The sequence below is a fragment of the Micromonospora sp. NPDC047793 genome (assembly GCF_040642635.1).
GTDB lineage: Bacteria > Actinomycetota > Actinomycetes > Mycobacteriales > Micromonosporaceae > Micromonospora.
Window position 1 is genome coordinate 201402 of the sequence record NZ_JBEYSG010000010.1, and the last position, 14488, is coordinate 215889.

14 protein-coding genes are annotated in these 14488 nt (G+C 70.3%); 11 read left to right on the forward strand and 3 right to left on the reverse strand.

Annotated features, from left to right (window positions below):
- Positions 1–55 precede the first annotated feature (55 nt).
- Complete coding sequence (locus ABZ738_RS21135) at positions 56–646, forward strand: DUF1707 domain-containing protein (RefSeq protein ID WP_161594959.1); 591 nt, start codon at positions 56–58, stop codon at positions 644–646.
- Positions 647–813: 167 nt separating this feature from the next.
- Here the strand turns inward: ABZ738_RS21135 and ABZ738_RS21140 are convergent, their stop codons facing one another.
- A complete protein-coding gene (locus tag ABZ738_RS21140) occupies positions 814–1191 on the reverse strand; it encodes a VOC family protein (protein ID WP_131053198.1) in 378 nt (125 codons plus the stop codon).
- A 278-nt stretch (positions 1192–1469) separates the two neighbouring features.
- On the opposite strand from ABZ738_RS21140, the gene ABZ738_RS21145 reads away from it, so the two are divergent.
- The 7 genes from ABZ738_RS21145 (at position 1470) to ABZ738_RS21175 (ending at position 10540) form a co-directional block, all read left to right on the forward strand.
- Complete coding sequence (locus ABZ738_RS21145) at positions 1470–2279, forward strand: metal-dependent hydrolase (RefSeq protein ID WP_131053199.1); 810 nt, start codon at positions 1470–1472, stop codon at positions 2277–2279.
- 276 nt (positions 2280–2555) lie between these two features.
- Positions 2556–3653, forward strand: a complete 1098-nt coding sequence (locus ABZ738_RS21150) for a LacI family DNA-binding transcriptional regulator (RefSeq protein ID WP_357215638.1) — start codon at positions 2556–2558, stop codon at positions 3651–3653.
- A gap of 36 nt (positions 3654–3689) precedes the next feature.
- Positions 3690–4985 (forward strand): extracellular solute-binding protein, encoded by a 1296-nt coding sequence (locus tag ABZ738_RS21155; RefSeq protein WP_131053201.1) that lies wholly within the window; start codon positions 3690–3692, stop codon positions 4983–4985.
- Between the two features lie 74 nt (positions 4986–5059).
- Complete coding sequence (locus ABZ738_RS21160) at positions 5060–6031, forward strand: sugar ABC transporter permease (protein WP_131053202.1); 972 nt, start codon at positions 5060–5062, stop codon at positions 6029–6031.
- Positions 6031–6915 carry a carbohydrate ABC transporter permease gene (locus ABZ738_RS21165; protein ID WP_131053203.1) on the forward strand — a complete coding sequence of 295 codons (885 nt, stop codon included), beginning with the start codon at positions 6031–6033 and terminating at the stop codon, positions 6913–6915. Before ABZ738_RS21160 ends, ABZ738_RS21165 begins: the two co-directional genes overlap by 1 nt.
- A complete protein-coding gene (gene yicI / locus ABZ738_RS21170) occupies positions 6912–9143 on the forward strand; it encodes an alpha-xylosidase (RefSeq protein ID WP_131053204.1) in 2232 nt (743 codons plus the stop codon). Before ABZ738_RS21165 ends, yicI begins: the two co-directional genes overlap by 4 nt.
- Positions 9140–10540 carry a GH1 family beta-glucosidase gene (locus ABZ738_RS21175; RefSeq protein ID WP_131053205.1) on the forward strand — a complete coding sequence of 467 codons (1401 nt, stop codon included), beginning with the start codon at positions 9140–9142 and terminating at the stop codon, positions 10538–10540. Before yicI ends, ABZ738_RS21175 begins: the two co-directional genes overlap by 4 nt.
- 5 nt (positions 10541–10545) lie before the next feature.
- On the opposite strand, the gene ABZ738_RS21180 is transcribed toward ABZ738_RS21175, so the two are convergent.
- Together ABZ738_RS21180 and ABZ738_RS21185 are read right to left on the reverse strand one after the other, a co-directional pair.
- Positions 10546–11139 carry an NTP transferase domain-containing protein gene (locus tag ABZ738_RS21180; RefSeq protein ID WP_131053206.1) on the reverse strand — a complete coding sequence of 198 codons (594 nt, stop codon included), beginning with the start codon at positions 11137–11139 and terminating at the stop codon, positions 10546–10548.
- A gap of 212 nt (positions 11140–11351) precedes the next feature.
- Positions 11352–12338 carry an XdhC/CoxI family protein gene (locus tag ABZ738_RS21185; RefSeq protein WP_161594960.1) on the reverse strand — a complete coding sequence of 329 codons (987 nt, stop codon included), beginning with the start codon at positions 12336–12338 and terminating at the stop codon, positions 11352–11354.
- A gap of 118 nt (positions 12339–12456) precedes the next feature.
- On the opposite strand from ABZ738_RS21185, the gene ABZ738_RS21190 reads away from it, so the two are divergent.
- The 3 genes from ABZ738_RS21190 to ABZ738_RS21200 all read left to right on the forward strand — a co-directional run.
- Entirely contained in the window at positions 12457–12993 is a 537-nt protein-coding gene (locus tag ABZ738_RS21190) for a 2Fe-2S iron-sulfur cluster-binding protein (RefSeq protein ID WP_131053208.1), read from the forward strand.
- Positions 12990–13979: a xanthine dehydrogenase family protein subunit M gene (locus ABZ738_RS21195; RefSeq protein WP_131053209.1), complete on the forward strand. Its 990-nt coding sequence runs from the start codon at positions 12990–12992 to the stop codon at positions 13977–13979. The genes ABZ738_RS21190 and ABZ738_RS21195 overlap by 4 nt, the downstream gene beginning before the upstream one ends.
- A gap of 222 nt (positions 13980–14201) precedes the next feature.
- Positions 14202–14488: S-adenosylmethionine synthetase N-terminal domain-containing protein (locus ABZ738_RS21200; RefSeq protein ID WP_357215605.1), on the forward strand; the 287-nt coding region annotated here is incomplete at its 3' end.

Genomic DNA, 14488 nt, shown 5'->3' on the forward strand with positions numbered 1-14488 from the left:
CCCGCCCCAGGTGGGGTGGGGTGGCCCGGTGCGGTACGCCGCTAGGCTCGGGGGCGTGGAACGGGAACGGCACGACGACACTGACCGGCTGCGAGTCTCCGACCGGGAGCGGGAGGAGGTCGTCGAAGTGCTCGGCAAGGCGGTGACCGAGGGCCGGATCACCCTCGACGAGTACACCGAGCGGGCCGGCGCCGCACACGCCTCCCAGACGCGTGGTGAGCTGGCCCGGCTGACCACGGACCTGCCCGACGCCCCGGGTCGGACGCTGGGCCGGACGACCGGTGCGCTCGCCCCGACGCCGGAGAAGCTGATGGCCGTCTTCGGCAACGAGGTCCGCAAGGGGACCTGGACGGCCCCGGAGCTGATCGAGGCGCGGGCCATCTTCGGGGACTGCCGGATCGAGCTGCACGAGGCCGAACTCTCCGCCCGGGTGATCCGGATCGACGCGGACGCGATCTTCGGCAACGTCACGGTCGTCGTGCCGGAGGGCACCGACGTCCGGCTCACCGGCAGCGCGGTCTTCGGCAACAAGAAGTCGAAGCTGACCGGGCCGGTCACCCCCGGTTCCCCGGTGATCGAGGTGACCTGCCGTGCGATCTTCGGCGACGTGACCGTCCGGGCGCCCCGCAAACGCTGGTGGAGCTGATCACCCCTCGCCCTCTGCCGCCCGGACCCGCCGGCCCTCCGACAGCTCGGCGAACCGACGTCGCCGCCACCACGAACTCGTGGAACGACTGGACCATGCCCACCCCCTCACCGCTCTAGAACGTCAGGGGGCACACCGATGGTTGGGGTGGTCCGGTCGACGACCGGTCAGCCCGGCGCGGAGACGGGCGAGCCGATGCGGTGCAGCGTGCCCTCCGGGTCGACGTAGGCGAACTCGCGTAGCCCGTAGGGGGTGTCGTGGGGCTCGCCCAGCCGACCGTCGACACCCGAGGTGGTCCAGGCGGCGTGCAGCGCGTCGGCGTCGGAGACGTACAGGTAGAGCGTCGACGCCGTGCGGGTCGGGTCGTGCTCGGCCCACTCGGTGAGGTGCCACGAGACCGAGTCCCGCTCGACGAATGCGTAGCGCTCGGGCCCGGGGTGGGACCGCACGGTGAAGCCGAGCCGCCGGTAGCGGTCGAGCGCGGCGTCCAGGTCACGCACCGGCACCACCGGAGCGATCCTGTCGAAGGAGACTTCTGCGGGCATGCGGCCACCCTGTCCGAAAGCGCCGACGTGCGGCGACGACCTCCCCGAGACCGTACCGCCGGGCTGTGACAGGTCGGCGGAACGCCGCGTCCCATGGCCGACACAAGCGGTCCGGCGGGCCGTCCGGCGCTGCCATACTCCCTGGTGGTCGGGTCGTTCCTCGGGCAGCGCCGCAACGGTGTCCCTTGTGGATCCTCATGACGGTCCCCCTGCGGCGTGGCGGAGAACTACAGTGACGTAGTTTTGGCGCTCAAGATCCCTGGGGAGGGCGAGCCGAGATGATGGGTCCGTCGCACGCGCTGTCCGGCGCAGCGGTATGGCTGAGCGGGTCCTGGGCGCTCCAGCACTTCTACGACTACGAGCAGTCGCCGCTGGCGTTGGCCGTCGGCACCGCTGTCTGCGCCGGTGCGGCACTGCTGCCGGACATCGACCTCTCCGGCAAGGTGACCCGCAACCGGGGCGGCGCGACCGTGGCCCGCACCTTCGGCGTCTTCTCGCTGTTCGTCGCCGAGGTGGTGGAGAAGATCTCGCTGGGCGTCTACTACGCCACCAAGCTCAGCCGGGACCCGAAACGCAACAACGGCCACCGGACGCTGACCCACACCATCCCGTTCACGGTGCTGGTCGGCTGGGGCACCACCACGCTCTGCGTCCAGTACGGCAAGTGGGCCGTCATCGGCATCCTGTTCTTCATGATCGGTCTGGCGCTGCGGGGCCTGTTCGACAAGTGGGCCGCGCGCGCCGGCTGGGTCATCGTCACGCTGGTCTCGGCCGGCGCCGCCGTGTTCACCGCTGTCAACCTGCCCGGTGATCGCGGGTATCCGATGATCGGCCTGGCGGTCGGGGTGGGTTCGTTCGTGCACATCCTCGGCGACATGATCACCCGGGCCGGCGTACCGATCCTGTGGCCGATTCCGATCAAACGGCGGATGTGGACGCCGATCAGCCTGCCCGACAAGATCGCGATGCGGGCCGGCGGACGGACCGAGACCGTCTTCGTGCGTACCGGGCTCATGGTCGTCTCGACACTGGCCGCGTTGGGCCTGGTCGCCCCGTCGGTGCTGGAGAAGTTCCACCTCGACATCTGATCTCGTCGAGGCCGGGCCGGCGGCCGTCGCTGGGGACGCACCGCCACCAGCCGCCGATCATGGAGTGGTGGCTGAAGGATTGCCCCGACAGGTGGCATTTGTGAGCACCACACGTCCATGATCGGCGGGTAAGTGGGGTGCGGCGGCGGGCGTCCGGGGCTGCGACGTCGGTTCGTCATTGGCTATTGACGTGGCTGTAACACGTGACCTACCTTCTGTCGAACCGCTTAGTCGAAGCGTTTCGACGAGCCCGTGTGGGGAGGTGCCGTGGCCACCATGCAGGACGTGGCGCGCCTCGCCCGGGTCTCGGTCAGCACCGTGTCGTACGTGCTCACCGGCACCCGCCCGATCTCCCAGGCCACCCGGGACAAGGTCCTCGCCGCGATGGCCGCGCTCGACTACCAGCCCAACGCCATGGCCCGTGGACTGGCCAGCCGACGTAGCCGCATCCTCGGCCTGCTGCTGCCGATGGACGAGCGGGGTCTGGGCGCCACCGAGACGGCCTTCGTCACCGGTGCGGCGGCCGCCGCCGGTGCGGCCGGGTACCACCTGGTGCTCTCCCCCATCGGCGTCGGCGACCTCGACGAGTTGCGCCGGCTGGCCAGCCAGCGGATGCTCGACGGCGCGCTGCTGATGGAGGTGCAGCTCCACGATCCCCGGGTCGACGTGTTGCGGGAGGTCGGCGTACCGCTGGTGCTCATCGGTCGCACCGCGGACACCACCGGATTGTCCTACGTGGACATCGACTTCGCGCAGACCGTCCAGGAGGCCGTCGGCCACCTGGTCGACCTCGGGCACCGCCGGATCGTCTACGTCAACCACTCCGCCGAGACCCTGGCCGAGGGGTACGGCCCGGCGCTGCGCACCCGCGACGCGTTCACCTCGGCGATGACCGGACACGGTCTGGAGCCGTTGATGATCCCCGCCGAGGACAGCGCCGCCGGGGGCCGGGCCGCACTGGACACCGCGCTGCGGCAGGTGTCCGACCTGACCGCGATCCTGGCGATGAACGAGAGCGCCGTCTTCGGCCTGCTCGGCGAGTTGGCCACCCGGGGTCGGACGGTCCCCGACGACGTCTCGGTCGTCTCGATGGTCACCTCGCCCCAGGTCGCCGAACTGGCCACGCCCGCACTGACCGCGATGAACTCGCCCGGGTCGGCGGTGGGGCGGATCGCCATCGAGACGCTGCTGCGTCACGTCGACGGCGGTGGCGACGAGATCCGCCAACAACTGTTGCCGTGCGCGTTGGAGGTCCGCGGATCCAGCGCTCCGCCGCGTACGGCCGGCACGAGTGACACGGGGGCCGGCGGCGACCAGCCGGCTCCGGGCAGTGAAGCAGCCCGCCGTCGCGCTGCCACGCGACGACGGGCTTGAGGAGTACCGGCTCGATACTCACCAGGGAGACTAGCAATGCGACGATTCCGCAGCGTAGCCGTGGCGGCCACGGTGGCCGCGCTCACGGCGACGAGCCTGGCCGCCTGCGGCGGTGACGGGGACGACAGTGGGGCGAACGTCCTCAAACTCTGGCACTACGAGAGCGCCAACAGTGCGATGGGCATCGCCTGGGACCGGGCGATCGAGATCTTCAAGGACGAACACCCCGGGGTCGAGGTGCGCTTCGAGCGCAAGGCGTTCGAGCAGATCCAGCAGAACGCCGGCATGATCATCAACTCGGCCGAGGGCCCCGACATCATGGAGTACAACAAGGGCAACGCCACCGCCGGGTTGCTCTCCTCGCAGGGCCTGCTCACCGACCTGACCGCCGAGGCCACCGAGCGCGGCTGGGACAAGGCGCTGAGCCCCAGCCTGCAGACCACCGCCAAGTACGACAACGGCGTGATGGGCTCGGGCAACTGGTACGGCGTACCCAACTACGGCGAGTACGTGATGGTCTACTACAACAAGGAGCTCTTCACCGAGCACGGCGTCACCGTGCCGACGACGCTGGCCGAGATGACCGCCGCGATGGACACCTTCGTCGCCAAGGGCGTCACGCCGCTGGGCATGTCCGGCGCCGAGTACCCGGCCGGTCAGCTCTTCTACCAGCTCGCGCTCTCCCGCGCGGACCGCACCTTCGTCAACGACTACCAGCTCTACGCCAACCCGGTGGACTTCAAGGCCGACCCGCTCAGGTACGGCGCACAGACCTTCGCCGAGTGGGTCGGCAAGGGCTACATCGCCAAGGACTCGGCCAGCCTCAAGGCCGAGGACATGGGCACCTCGTTCATCTCCGGCAAGGTCCCGATGATCGTCTCCGGTAGCTGGTGGTACGGCCGGTTCAAGAGCGAGATCTCCTACGACTGGGACAGCTTCCTCTTCCCCGGCAACACGATGCACGCCGGCTCCTCCGGCAACCTCTGGGTGGTCCCGGAGACCAGCAAGGCCAAGAACCTGGCGTACGACTTCATCGACATCACCATGCGGCCGGAGATCCAGGCGCTGATCGGCAACAACGGGGGCGTGCCGGTGGCCGGTGACCCGGCCGCGATCAGCGACGAGAAGGACCGCAAGCTGATCGAGAACTTCAACACCATCAGCGGCCAGGACGGCCTGGCCTTCTATCCGGACTGGCCGGTGCCCGGCTACTACGACGTGCTGGTCTCCGGCTTCCAGGGCCTGATCAACCAGTCCAGGTCGCCCGAGCAGGTCCTCGACGCGATCGCCAAGCCCTACCAGGACGGCGTCGCGGAGATCACGCGCGACTGAGCGGCGGCCGGGGCGGGCGTACCCGTCGGCGTCACCCGAGGCGGTGACGCCCGCCCCACCGTGGAAGGACTCCCATGGCAGTGCCCGACACCGTCGCCGCCCGCCCGGGGGCGACCCCGTCTCCCCCGACGGGCAGGACCCCGCGCCGACCCCGACGCCCCGACGCCGGCTACTGGCTCTACCTGTTGCCCGGTGCGGCGCTGTTCCTGCTCGTCATCGGCGGCCCGCTGGTCTACACCGGCTACCTCTCCCTGACCAAGTGGTCCGGCGTCGGCGACCCCAGCTTCATCGGCCTGGACAACTACCGCACCCTGCTCACCGACGACGTCTTCTGGACCTCGTTCACGAACACCATCGCGATGATCGTCGCGATGGTGGTGCTGCCCACCCTGATCGGCCTGGTCCTGGCGGCCGTCCTGTTCGACACCATCGGACGTCGCTTCCGCCCGCGTACCGCCGCCGCACTGCGGGCCGCCTTCTATCTGCCGCAGGTGCTGCCGGTCGTGGTGGCCGGCATCGTCTGGGGCTGGATCCTGCGCCCCGACGGCGCGCTCAACGGGCTGCTCGACGCCATCGGGCTCGGCACGCTGAGCCACGACTGGCTCGGTGACCCGGACACCGCCCTGCCGATGGTGATGGCCGTGATGATCTGGGTGCAGCTCGGCTACCCGGTGGTCGTCTTCATGGCGGCGCTGGAACGGGTCAACCCCGAGCTGTACGAGGCGGCGGAGATCGACGGCGCCGGCTGGTGGCGACGGTTCCGCGCGATCACCCTCCCGCAGATCCGGCCGGAGACCTTCGTGGTCGGCCTCACCTGCACCATCGCCGCGATGAAGGTGTTCGGCCCGATCTACGCGCTGACCCGGGGCGGCCCGGAGAACGCCACAAACGTGCCCTCCTACTTCGCCTACTTCACCTTCTTCAAGCGGCTCAACGTCGGCTACGGCTCGGCGATCTCGATGGTGCTGACACTGATCATCGTCGTGGTGGCGGTGCTGTTCATCCGGGCGCAGAACCGTGCCGAACGCCGCGACGGAGGAATCTGATGGCCGTCACGCTCACCCCACCCCGCACCGGCGGCCGTACCCGCCGGGTTCCCGACCGGCACCACCGGGGCGTCACCCGCTGGATCGTGCTGGCCCTGGTCACCGTCGCCGCGCTGGTGATGCTGGTGCCGTTCGCGTTCATGCTGCTCAACGCGTTCAAGTCGCCCGGCGACTACTCGACCAACGGCCCGCTGAGCTGGCCGACCGAGTTCTACACGACCGGGCTGCGCACCTACTGGGAGCAGGTCGACTTCCCGGTCAAACTGTGGAACTCGATCCTTATCTCCGGCTCCGTCGCGGTGCTCGCCGTGGTCGTCTCCCTGCTCAGCGCGTACGCGCTCGGCATCGGCCGGGTCCGGGGCCGGCTCTGGATCATCGGGCTGTTCCTGCTGGCCAACATGCTGCCGCAGGAAGCCCTGATCTATCCGCTGTACCACTTCGCCAAGGAGGCCGGGCTCTACAACACCCGACTGGCGGTGATCATCATCTTCACCGTCATCCAGGCCGCCTTCGGCACGTACCTGCTCGCCTCGGTGCTCAGCACCTTCCCGCGCCCGCTGCTGGAGGCCGCCGCGCTCGACGGGGCCGGCAAGTGGCGGATCCTGTGGCGGGTCGTGCTGCCCAACGTCCGGCCCACCATCTCGGTGCTGCTGGTCTTCTTCTTCATCTGGACCTGGAACGAGTTCCTCATCCCCCTGGTCATGCTGATCGACAACCAGACCCAGACCATCCCGGTCGCGCTCGCCTCGTTGCAGGGCGACCGGCTGATGGACGCCCCCACCACCAACGCCGGCGCGCTGCTCAGTCTCCTCCCGGCGATCCTGTTCTTCCTCGTCTTCCAGCGCACCCTGGCGCGCGGCATCACGGCAGGAGCCGACAAGTGAAGTTCACCGACGGATACTGGCAACTGCGTCCCGGGGTGAGCGTGCTGCGCCCCGGCACGGTCGAGTCGGTGGAGCCGGACGAGCGGTCCTTCACCGTCTTCGCCCCGATCGGCAGGATCACCGGACGCGGCGACACCCTGAACCGCCCAGTGGTGACCGTACGCTTCTTCTCCCCCGCCCCCGGCGTGGTCGGGGTGACCGTCGGACACCATTCCGGCGGGCTCCCCAAGCAGCCCCGCTTCGCCCTCGCCGACAGCACCGCACACCCGGTGCACGTGGAGGTCACCGGGCTCAGCGCGCGGTTGACCACCGGCGAGATGACCGTGCGGGTGGCGCTGACCGGCCCGTGGCGGGTCGACTTCCTGCGCGGCGACAAGCTGGTCACCTCCTCCACCGAACGCAGCATCGGCGTGGTCACCGACGCCGAGGGCCACAAGTACGTGCACGACCGGCTCTCGCTCGGCGTCGGCGAGACGATCTACGGCCTGGGCGAGCGCTTCGGCGCGTACGTCAAGAACGGCCAGACGGTCGACATCTGGAACGCCGACGGCGGCACCGCCAGCGAGCAGGCGTACAAGAACGTGCCGTTCTATCTCAGCAGCGCCGGGTACGGGGTGTTCGTGGACCACCCCGAACACGTGTCGTTCGAGGTGGGCTCCGAGGTGGTGTCGCAGACCCAGTTCAGCGTGCCGGGGCAGTCCCTGACGTACCACGTGATCGACGGCCCCACCCCGAAGGACGTGCTGCGCCGCTACACGGCGCTGACCGGTCGCCCGGCCCGGGTGCCGCCCTGGTCGTACGGGCTGTGGCTGTCCACCTCGTTCACCACCTCCTACGACGAGAAGACGGTCACCGAGTTCATCGACGGGATGGCCGAGCGGGACCTGCCGCTGTCGGTGTTCCACTTCGACTGCTTCTGGATGCGGCAGTTCCACTGGGTCGACTTCATCTGGGACCCGGCGACCTTCCCCGACCCGGAGGGGATGCTGCGCCGGCTGCACGAACGCGGCCTCAAGGTCTGCGTCTGGATCAACCCGTACATCGCCCAGCGGTCCTACCTCTTCGAGGAGGGCCGACAGGCCGGCTACCTGGTCCGCAACCCGGACGGGTCGGTCTGGCAGTGGGACAAGTGGCAGGCCGGGATGGCGCTGGTCGACTTCACCAACCCGGACGCGGTCCGGTGGTACGCCGACAAGCTGAAGGTGCTGCTGGACATGGGCGTCGACTGCTTCAAGACCGACTTCGGCGAGCGCATCCCGACCGACGTGGTCTGGCACGACGGCGCCGACCCGCAGCGGATGCACAACTACTACTCCCACCTCTACAACAAGGCCGTCTTCGAGCTGTTGACGGCCGAGCGAGGCGAGGGCGAGGCGGTCGTCTTCGCCCGCTCCGCCACGGCGGGCGGTCAGCAGTTCCCGGTGCACTGGGGTGGCGACTGCGAGTCCACCTTCGTGGCGATGGCCGAGTCGCTGCGCGGCGGCCTGTCGCTGGCCGCGTCGGGCTTCGGCTACTGGAGCCACGACATCGGCGGCTTCGAGGGCACGCCCGACCCGGCGGTGTTCAAGCGGTGGATCGCCTTCGGGCTGCTCTCCTCGCACTCGCGGCTGCACGGCTCCGGCTCGTACCGGGTGCCGTGGGCGTACGACGACGAGGCCGTCGACGTGCTGCGCCGGTTCACCCGACTCAAGATGTCGCTGATGCCGTACCTGGCGGCAGCGGCCGACGAGGCGCACCGCGAGGGCGTACCGGTGATGCGGCCGATGATCCTGGAGTTCCCGGACGACCCGACCGCCGCGTACCTGGACCGGCAGTACATGCTCGGCCCGGACCTGCTGGTCGCCCCGGTGATGAGCGCCGACGGTCAGGTCACCTACTACGTGCCGGCCGGCACCTGGACCCACCTGACCAGCGGCGCACAGGTCACCGGCCCGGGCTGGGTCACCGAGAAGCACGGCTTCGACAGCGTCCCGGTGCTGGCCCGGCCCGGCTCGGTCATCCCGTTCGGGACGGTCACCGACCGGCCCGACTACCGCTGGGCGGACGACGTCACCCTGCGCCTGTACGCTCCGGCACCGGGCCAGCGGACCCGGGTACGCGTGCCCGCGCCCGACCGTGGGTCCGGCACGGAGTTCGAGGTGTACCACCGCGACGGGACGGCCACCGCCGAGGTGGTGGCGGGCGACTCGTCGGGGTACCGCTGCGAGGTCACGGAGGTGACGAAGTGAGTGATGTCGTGTTCCCTGAGGGCTTTGTCTGGGGGTCGGCCACGGCCGCGTACCAGATCGAGGGGGCAGCCCGGGTGGACGGCCGTGGACCGTCGATCTGGGACACCTACAGCCACACACCGGGACGCACCCTGAACGGGGACACCGGCGACGTCGCCGCCGACCACTACCACCGGTGGGAGTCCGACCTGGACCACATCGCCGCGCTCGGGCTGGACGCGTACCGCTTCTCCATCGCCTGGCCCCGGGTGCAGCCCGGCGGCTCCGGCCCGGTCAACCAGGCCGGCGTGGACTTCTACTCCCGGCTGGTGGACGGGCTGCTGGAGCGCGGTGTCCAGCCGGTCGCCACGCTCTACCACTGGGACCTGCCGCAGGAACTGGAGGACGCCGGCGGCTGGCCGGAGCGGGACACCGCGCTGCGCTTCGCCGACTACGCCACGGCGATCGTCGGGGCGCTGGGCGACCGGGTGCACACCTGGACCACGTTCAACGAGCCGTGGTGCTCGGCGTACCTCGGATACGCCTCCGGCGTACACGCGCCGGGACGCACCGAACCGGAGGCGGCGCTACGCGCCGTACACCACCTGAACCTGGCGCACGGTCTGGCCGGCCGGGTGATCCGCGACCTGGCTCCGGCGGCGCGGCTGTCGGTCACGCTGAACCTGCACGTGATCCGTCCGGCCTCGGATTCGGCGGCCGACGCCGACGCGGTACGCCGCACCGACGCGCTGGCCAACCGGGCCTTCCTCGGCCCGATGCTCGACGGCGCGTACCCGGCCGACCTGCTCTCCGACACGGCGGCGGTCACCGACTGGTCGTTCGTCCGCGACGGCGACGAGCGCACCGCGGCCGTCCCGCTCGACGTGCTCGGCGTCAACTACTACTCGACCACCCTGGTCCGCACCTGGGACGGCGTCTCGGCCCGGTCGAGCGCGGACGGCCACGGCCGGTCGGCGCACTCCGCCTGGGTCGGCGCCGACCGGGTCGACTTCCTGCCCCAGCCGGGCCCGTACACGGCGATGGGATGGAACATCGAGCCGGCCGGCCTGACCGAGCTGCTGCTGCGGCTGCACCGCGAGTACCCCGACCTGCCGCTGATGATCACCGAGAACGGCGCCGCCTTCGACGACGTGGTCTCGCCCGACGGCGCGGTGCACGACGACCGCCGCGTCGACTACCTGCGCCGGCACATCGCCGCGACGCACGACGCGATGGCGGCGGGTGTCGACGTGCGGGGCTACTTCGTCTGGTCGCTGCTGGACAACTTCGAGTGGGCGTACGGCTACGACCGCCGCTTCGGGATCATCCGCGTCGACTACGACACCCAGGAACGCCTCTGGAAGGACAGTGCCCACTGGTACCAGCGCCTGGCCGCCGGCAACGTCCTACCCGACTGAGCGGGTCAGACGCCGACGCGCTGCTCGGGCACGGTCAGGCCGTACAGCGCCATCAGTTCGGGGGTGTCCACCCGACTGCCGTCGGCCACCGAGTCGCAGGCGATGTCGACGATCTGGTCCTTGTGCGCCAGCAGGTAGGGCCGGGCACCGACGTCGGCACTGGCCAGGGTGGCGATGCCCGGCCAGTGCCGACGGCCGAACAGCATCGGGTAGCCGCGCAGCCCGTTGTAGGTGGCGCAGACCAGCACGTCGGGAAAGGGCAGCGCGGTGACCCGACGGATCGCCTCGGCGGTCAGCCCGGGCATGTCGACGGGGACCACCACCGCGGCCTCCACCCGGTCGTCGTCGATGCCGGCCAGGCCGGCACGGATGGACGAGCCGACTCCGGTGCCCCACGCCCGGTTGACCACCACCGTGGCGTGGTCCAGGTGCGCGGTGTCACGGACCTGGTCGGCGGCGGCGCCGAGGACGACGACGATCTGCCCGCAGCCCGCCTCCGTCAGCGTGTCGATCATCTGGTCGACCAGGGGTTTGTCACCCTGGTGCAGCAGGGCCTCGGGGCCACCGATACGACGGCCACCTCCCGCCGCGATGATCATTCCTGCGATCCGGTTCAGAACCGCGCTCCCTCCAGTGTGGGACCGGGTGAGCACCGTGGCGCTGTCCGTCCCGTCCGACGCACATCGTTTGCAACGAGCACGGACGGAGGAGAGTGGCGGGGCAAATAGGATAAATTAGGTAACACGCTCATCCTTCGGTGCGCGTCGGACGTATGCCGCACCCGTCGACCCGATCCCCCTGACGGATCGGCTCAGCCAGGCACCGGCAACGCGCCACCGACCCGGATGGGACCGTACGCGTCCCGCAACCGACCGCCCGTACGCCGATTGGCCACCGCCACCACCTCGGCCAGCATGGACAAAGCGGTCTCGGCCAGCGAGTCCCCGCCGAGATCCAGGCCCGCCGGACCGGCGAGCCGGTCGAGACCGGCGAGACCACCCAACCGGGCCAACCGTCGATCATGCGTCTCCCGGCTCCCCAGCACCCCCACATGACCGGCCCGGCCGGACAACGCGGCCCTGATCGCGCGATCGTCGATGCGCGGGTCGTGGGTCAGCACCAGCACCGCGTCGCGAGGCCCGACCGGGGCAGCGGACAGCCACCGGTCGGGCCAGTCGCAGACCACGTCGTCGGCCGCCGGCGCCCGCTCCCGACAGGCGTACGCGGGTCGCGGGTCGACCACCGTCACCCGGTAACCCATCGGCACGGCCAGCGCGGCCACCGCGGCGGCCAGATCCGTCGCACCGACCAGCACCAGGAGCGGGCCGGGACGCCACTGCTCGACGAAGCACTCCTCATCGGCGGGCAGCCCGTCCCGGCTCGCCGCGACCGACCAGTCGAACGGCTCCCGCAACGCGACGGCCACCGCCAGCGGACGGCGCGCGGCCAACGCGGCACCGATGGTCGCGTACACCGCGCCGGTGGGCGCCGGCGCGATCAGCACCCCCAGCTCGGCGACGCAGGCGGGCGCGGCCTCCCAGGGCATCAACTCCGCGGCGGGAGTGACCGCCGTCAGACGGGGGCGGGCACCGTCGAGCACCGCGCGGGCCTCCGCCAGCAGGGCCCCCTCCACGCAACCACCGGAGACCGAGCCGACCCAACCGCCGTCGGCGGCGACCGCCATGGTGGCGCCCAGCGGCCGGGAGCCGGGGCCGGTTCGCCGTACCAGCCGGGCCAGCACGACCCGCTGCCCGGCCGCGTACCGCCGCTCGACGAACGGCCACACCTCCGCCAACATCCGCCGACACCCCCAGACGTCGTTGCGTACCTTTCTATCGCTTTTAACGACTTTGGGCGTTACAGATCCGTTTAATAGCGTTAACTCGCCGACCCACGATCCTCCGGGGGACGACCGCATGGACACCGAGATCGCACTCCGCGTGGACGGCGCCGACCACCGGCTCACCGTCGACACCCGCACCACCCTGCTCGACGCGCTGCGCGAACGACTGGGCAACACCAGCCCCAAGAAGGGCTGCGATCACGGCCAGTGCGGCGCCTGCACCGTGCTGCTCGACGGCCGACGCGCCAACAGCTGCCTCGCGCTGGCGGTGGCCCACGACGGCGCCGAGGTGATCACCGCCGCCGGACTCGCCCACGACGGTCGACTGCACCCCGTGCAGCAGAGCTTCATCGACCACGACGCCTTCCAGTGCGGCTACTGCACCCCGGGACAGATCGTCTCGGCGGTCGCCATGCTCGCCGAGGCGGCATCCGGGTGGCTCAGCGCGGTCACCGTACGCGACCCCGACCGCACCGACCCGGCCGCCCACGGGCCGGTCGACCTCACCGCCGACCCCGACGAGATCCGGGAACGGATGAGCGGCAACCTCTGCCGCTGCGCCGCGTACGCGAACATGATCCCGGCGATCCAGGAGGTGGCCCGGTCATGAGGCCCTTCCGGTACGCGCGCGCCACCGACCTGGCCGGCGCGGTCGCCCTGTTGGCCCGCTCGCCACAGGCGGCCTTCCTCGGCGGCGGCACCAACCTGGTGGACCTGATGAAGCTCGACGTGGCCCGCCCCGACCTCCTGGTCGACCTGCGGGACGTCACCTCCCGGAGCGTCACGGAGCTGCCCGACGGTGGCGTCCGCATCGGCGCGGGCGTCTCCAACAGCGACCTGGCCGCAGATCCGCTGATCCGGCGTCGCTACCCGGTCGTCGCGCAGGCGCTGCTCAACGGCGCCTCCACCCAGTTGCGCAACCTCGCCACAGTGGGCGGGAACCTGTTGCAACGCACCCGCTGTCCCTACTTCCAGGACGTCACCACGGCGTGCAACAAGCGCGCCCCGGGCACCGGCTGCTCCGCTGTCGAGGGACACCACCGCGACCTGGCGATCCTGGGCGTCTCCCCGGAGTGCATCGCCACCCACCCGTCGGACCTGGCCGTAGCGCTGGCCGCGATGGACGCCCTGGTGCAGACCACCGGGCCGGACGGCAGCCGCACCATCCCGCTGACCGAGCTACACCGACTGCCCGGATCGACACCTCAGACGGACACGGTGCTGGCCCACGGGGAACTGATCACCGCCGTCGACCTGCCTCCGCTGACCTTCGCCGCCCGCTCCTACTACCGCAAGATCCGCGACCGGGCCTCGTACGCGTTCGCCCTGGTCTCCGTCGCCGCCGCGCTCGACCTGGCCGACGGACGCATCCGCGACGTCCGGATCGCGCTGGGCGGCGTCGCGCACCGGCCGTGGCGGGCCACCCGCGCCGAGGACCTGCTGCGCGGCGGACCGCCCACGGAGGACAGACTGCACCGGGCCGCGGAGGCCGAGCTCGCCGACGCGCGACCGCTGCCGGAGAACGCCTTCAAGGTGCCGCTGGCCCGCAACGCCGTCGTGCGTACGCTGCTGGACCTGGCTGCGACGGGCCGGTAGGCGACGGGCCGATCCCGCGCACCGTCGCCGAGGCTTGGAACGACCTCGACCTTTCTCGTCAAGGGGGTCGGCCGCCTGCCACACTCTCTCGTGGTGTCCGCAGCCGCGTTCCCGAACACATGGACTCGCCGCCGACGGTTGCCGCATGGCAGGCTGCCATGAAGGGGTGATTCCACGGAACGCCCTATCCACTGACCCCGTCTCGCTCTGGGAAGGACAAGCGTGTCACGCCGCCTCTTTACGTCCGAATCGGTCACGGAAGGCCACCCGGACAAGATCGCTGATCAGATCAGTGACGGTATTCTCGATGCCCTGCTCACTCAGGATCCGCATAGCCGTGTGGCGGTGGAGACTCTGATCACGACTGGTCAGGTGCATGTGGCGGGTGAGGTGACGACGAAGGCGTATGCCGACATTCCGTCGATCGTGCGGGAGACGATTCTGGGGATCGGGTACGACTCGTCGAAGAAGGGTTTCGATGGGGCGTCGTGTGGGGTGAGTGTGTCGAT

What these genes read in the sequence shown, in the direction of transcription:
- ABZ738_RS21185 (WP_161594960.1), bottom strand. Translation starts at nt 12,338, where the DNA reads ATGTTGGCGGAGGTGTGGCCGTTCGTCGAGCGGCGGTACGCGGCCGGG.
- ABZ738_RS21155 (WP_131053201.1), top strand. Translation starts at nt 3,690, where the DNA reads ATGCGACGATTCCGCAGCGTAGCCGTGGCGGCCACGGTGGCCGCGCTC.
- ABZ738_RS21150 (WP_357215638.1), top strand. Translation starts at nt 2,556, where the DNA reads ATGCAGGACGTGGCGCGCCTCGCCCGGGTCTCGGTCAGCACCGTGTCG.
- ABZ738_RS21165 (WP_131053203.1), top strand. Translation starts at nt 6,031, where the DNA reads ATGGCCGTCACGCTCACCCCACCCCGCACCGGCGGCCGTACCCGCCGG.
- ABZ738_RS21140 (WP_131053198.1), bottom strand. Translation starts at nt 1,191, where the DNA reads ATGCCCGCAGAAGTCTCCTTCGACAGGATCGCTCCGGTGGTGCCGGTG.
- ABZ738_RS21180 (WP_131053206.1), bottom strand. Translation starts at nt 11,139, where the DNA reads ATGATCATCGCGGCGGGAGGTGGCCGTCGTATCGGTGGCCCCGAGGCC.
- ABZ738_RS21195 (WP_131053209.1), top strand. Translation starts at nt 12,990, where the DNA reads ATGAGGCCCTTCCGGTACGCGCGCGCCACCGACCTGGCCGGCGCGGTC.
- ABZ738_RS21145 (WP_131053199.1), top strand. Translation starts at nt 1,470, where the DNA reads ATGATGGGTCCGTCGCACGCGCTGTCCGGCGCAGCGGTATGGCTGAGC.
- ABZ738_RS21190 (WP_131053208.1), top strand. Translation starts at nt 12,457, where the DNA reads ATGGACACCGAGATCGCACTCCGCGTGGACGGCGCCGACCACCGGCTC.
- ABZ738_RS21160 (WP_131053202.1), top strand. Translation starts at nt 5,060, where the DNA reads ATGGCAGTGCCCGACACCGTCGCCGCCCGCCCGGGGGCGACCCCGTCT.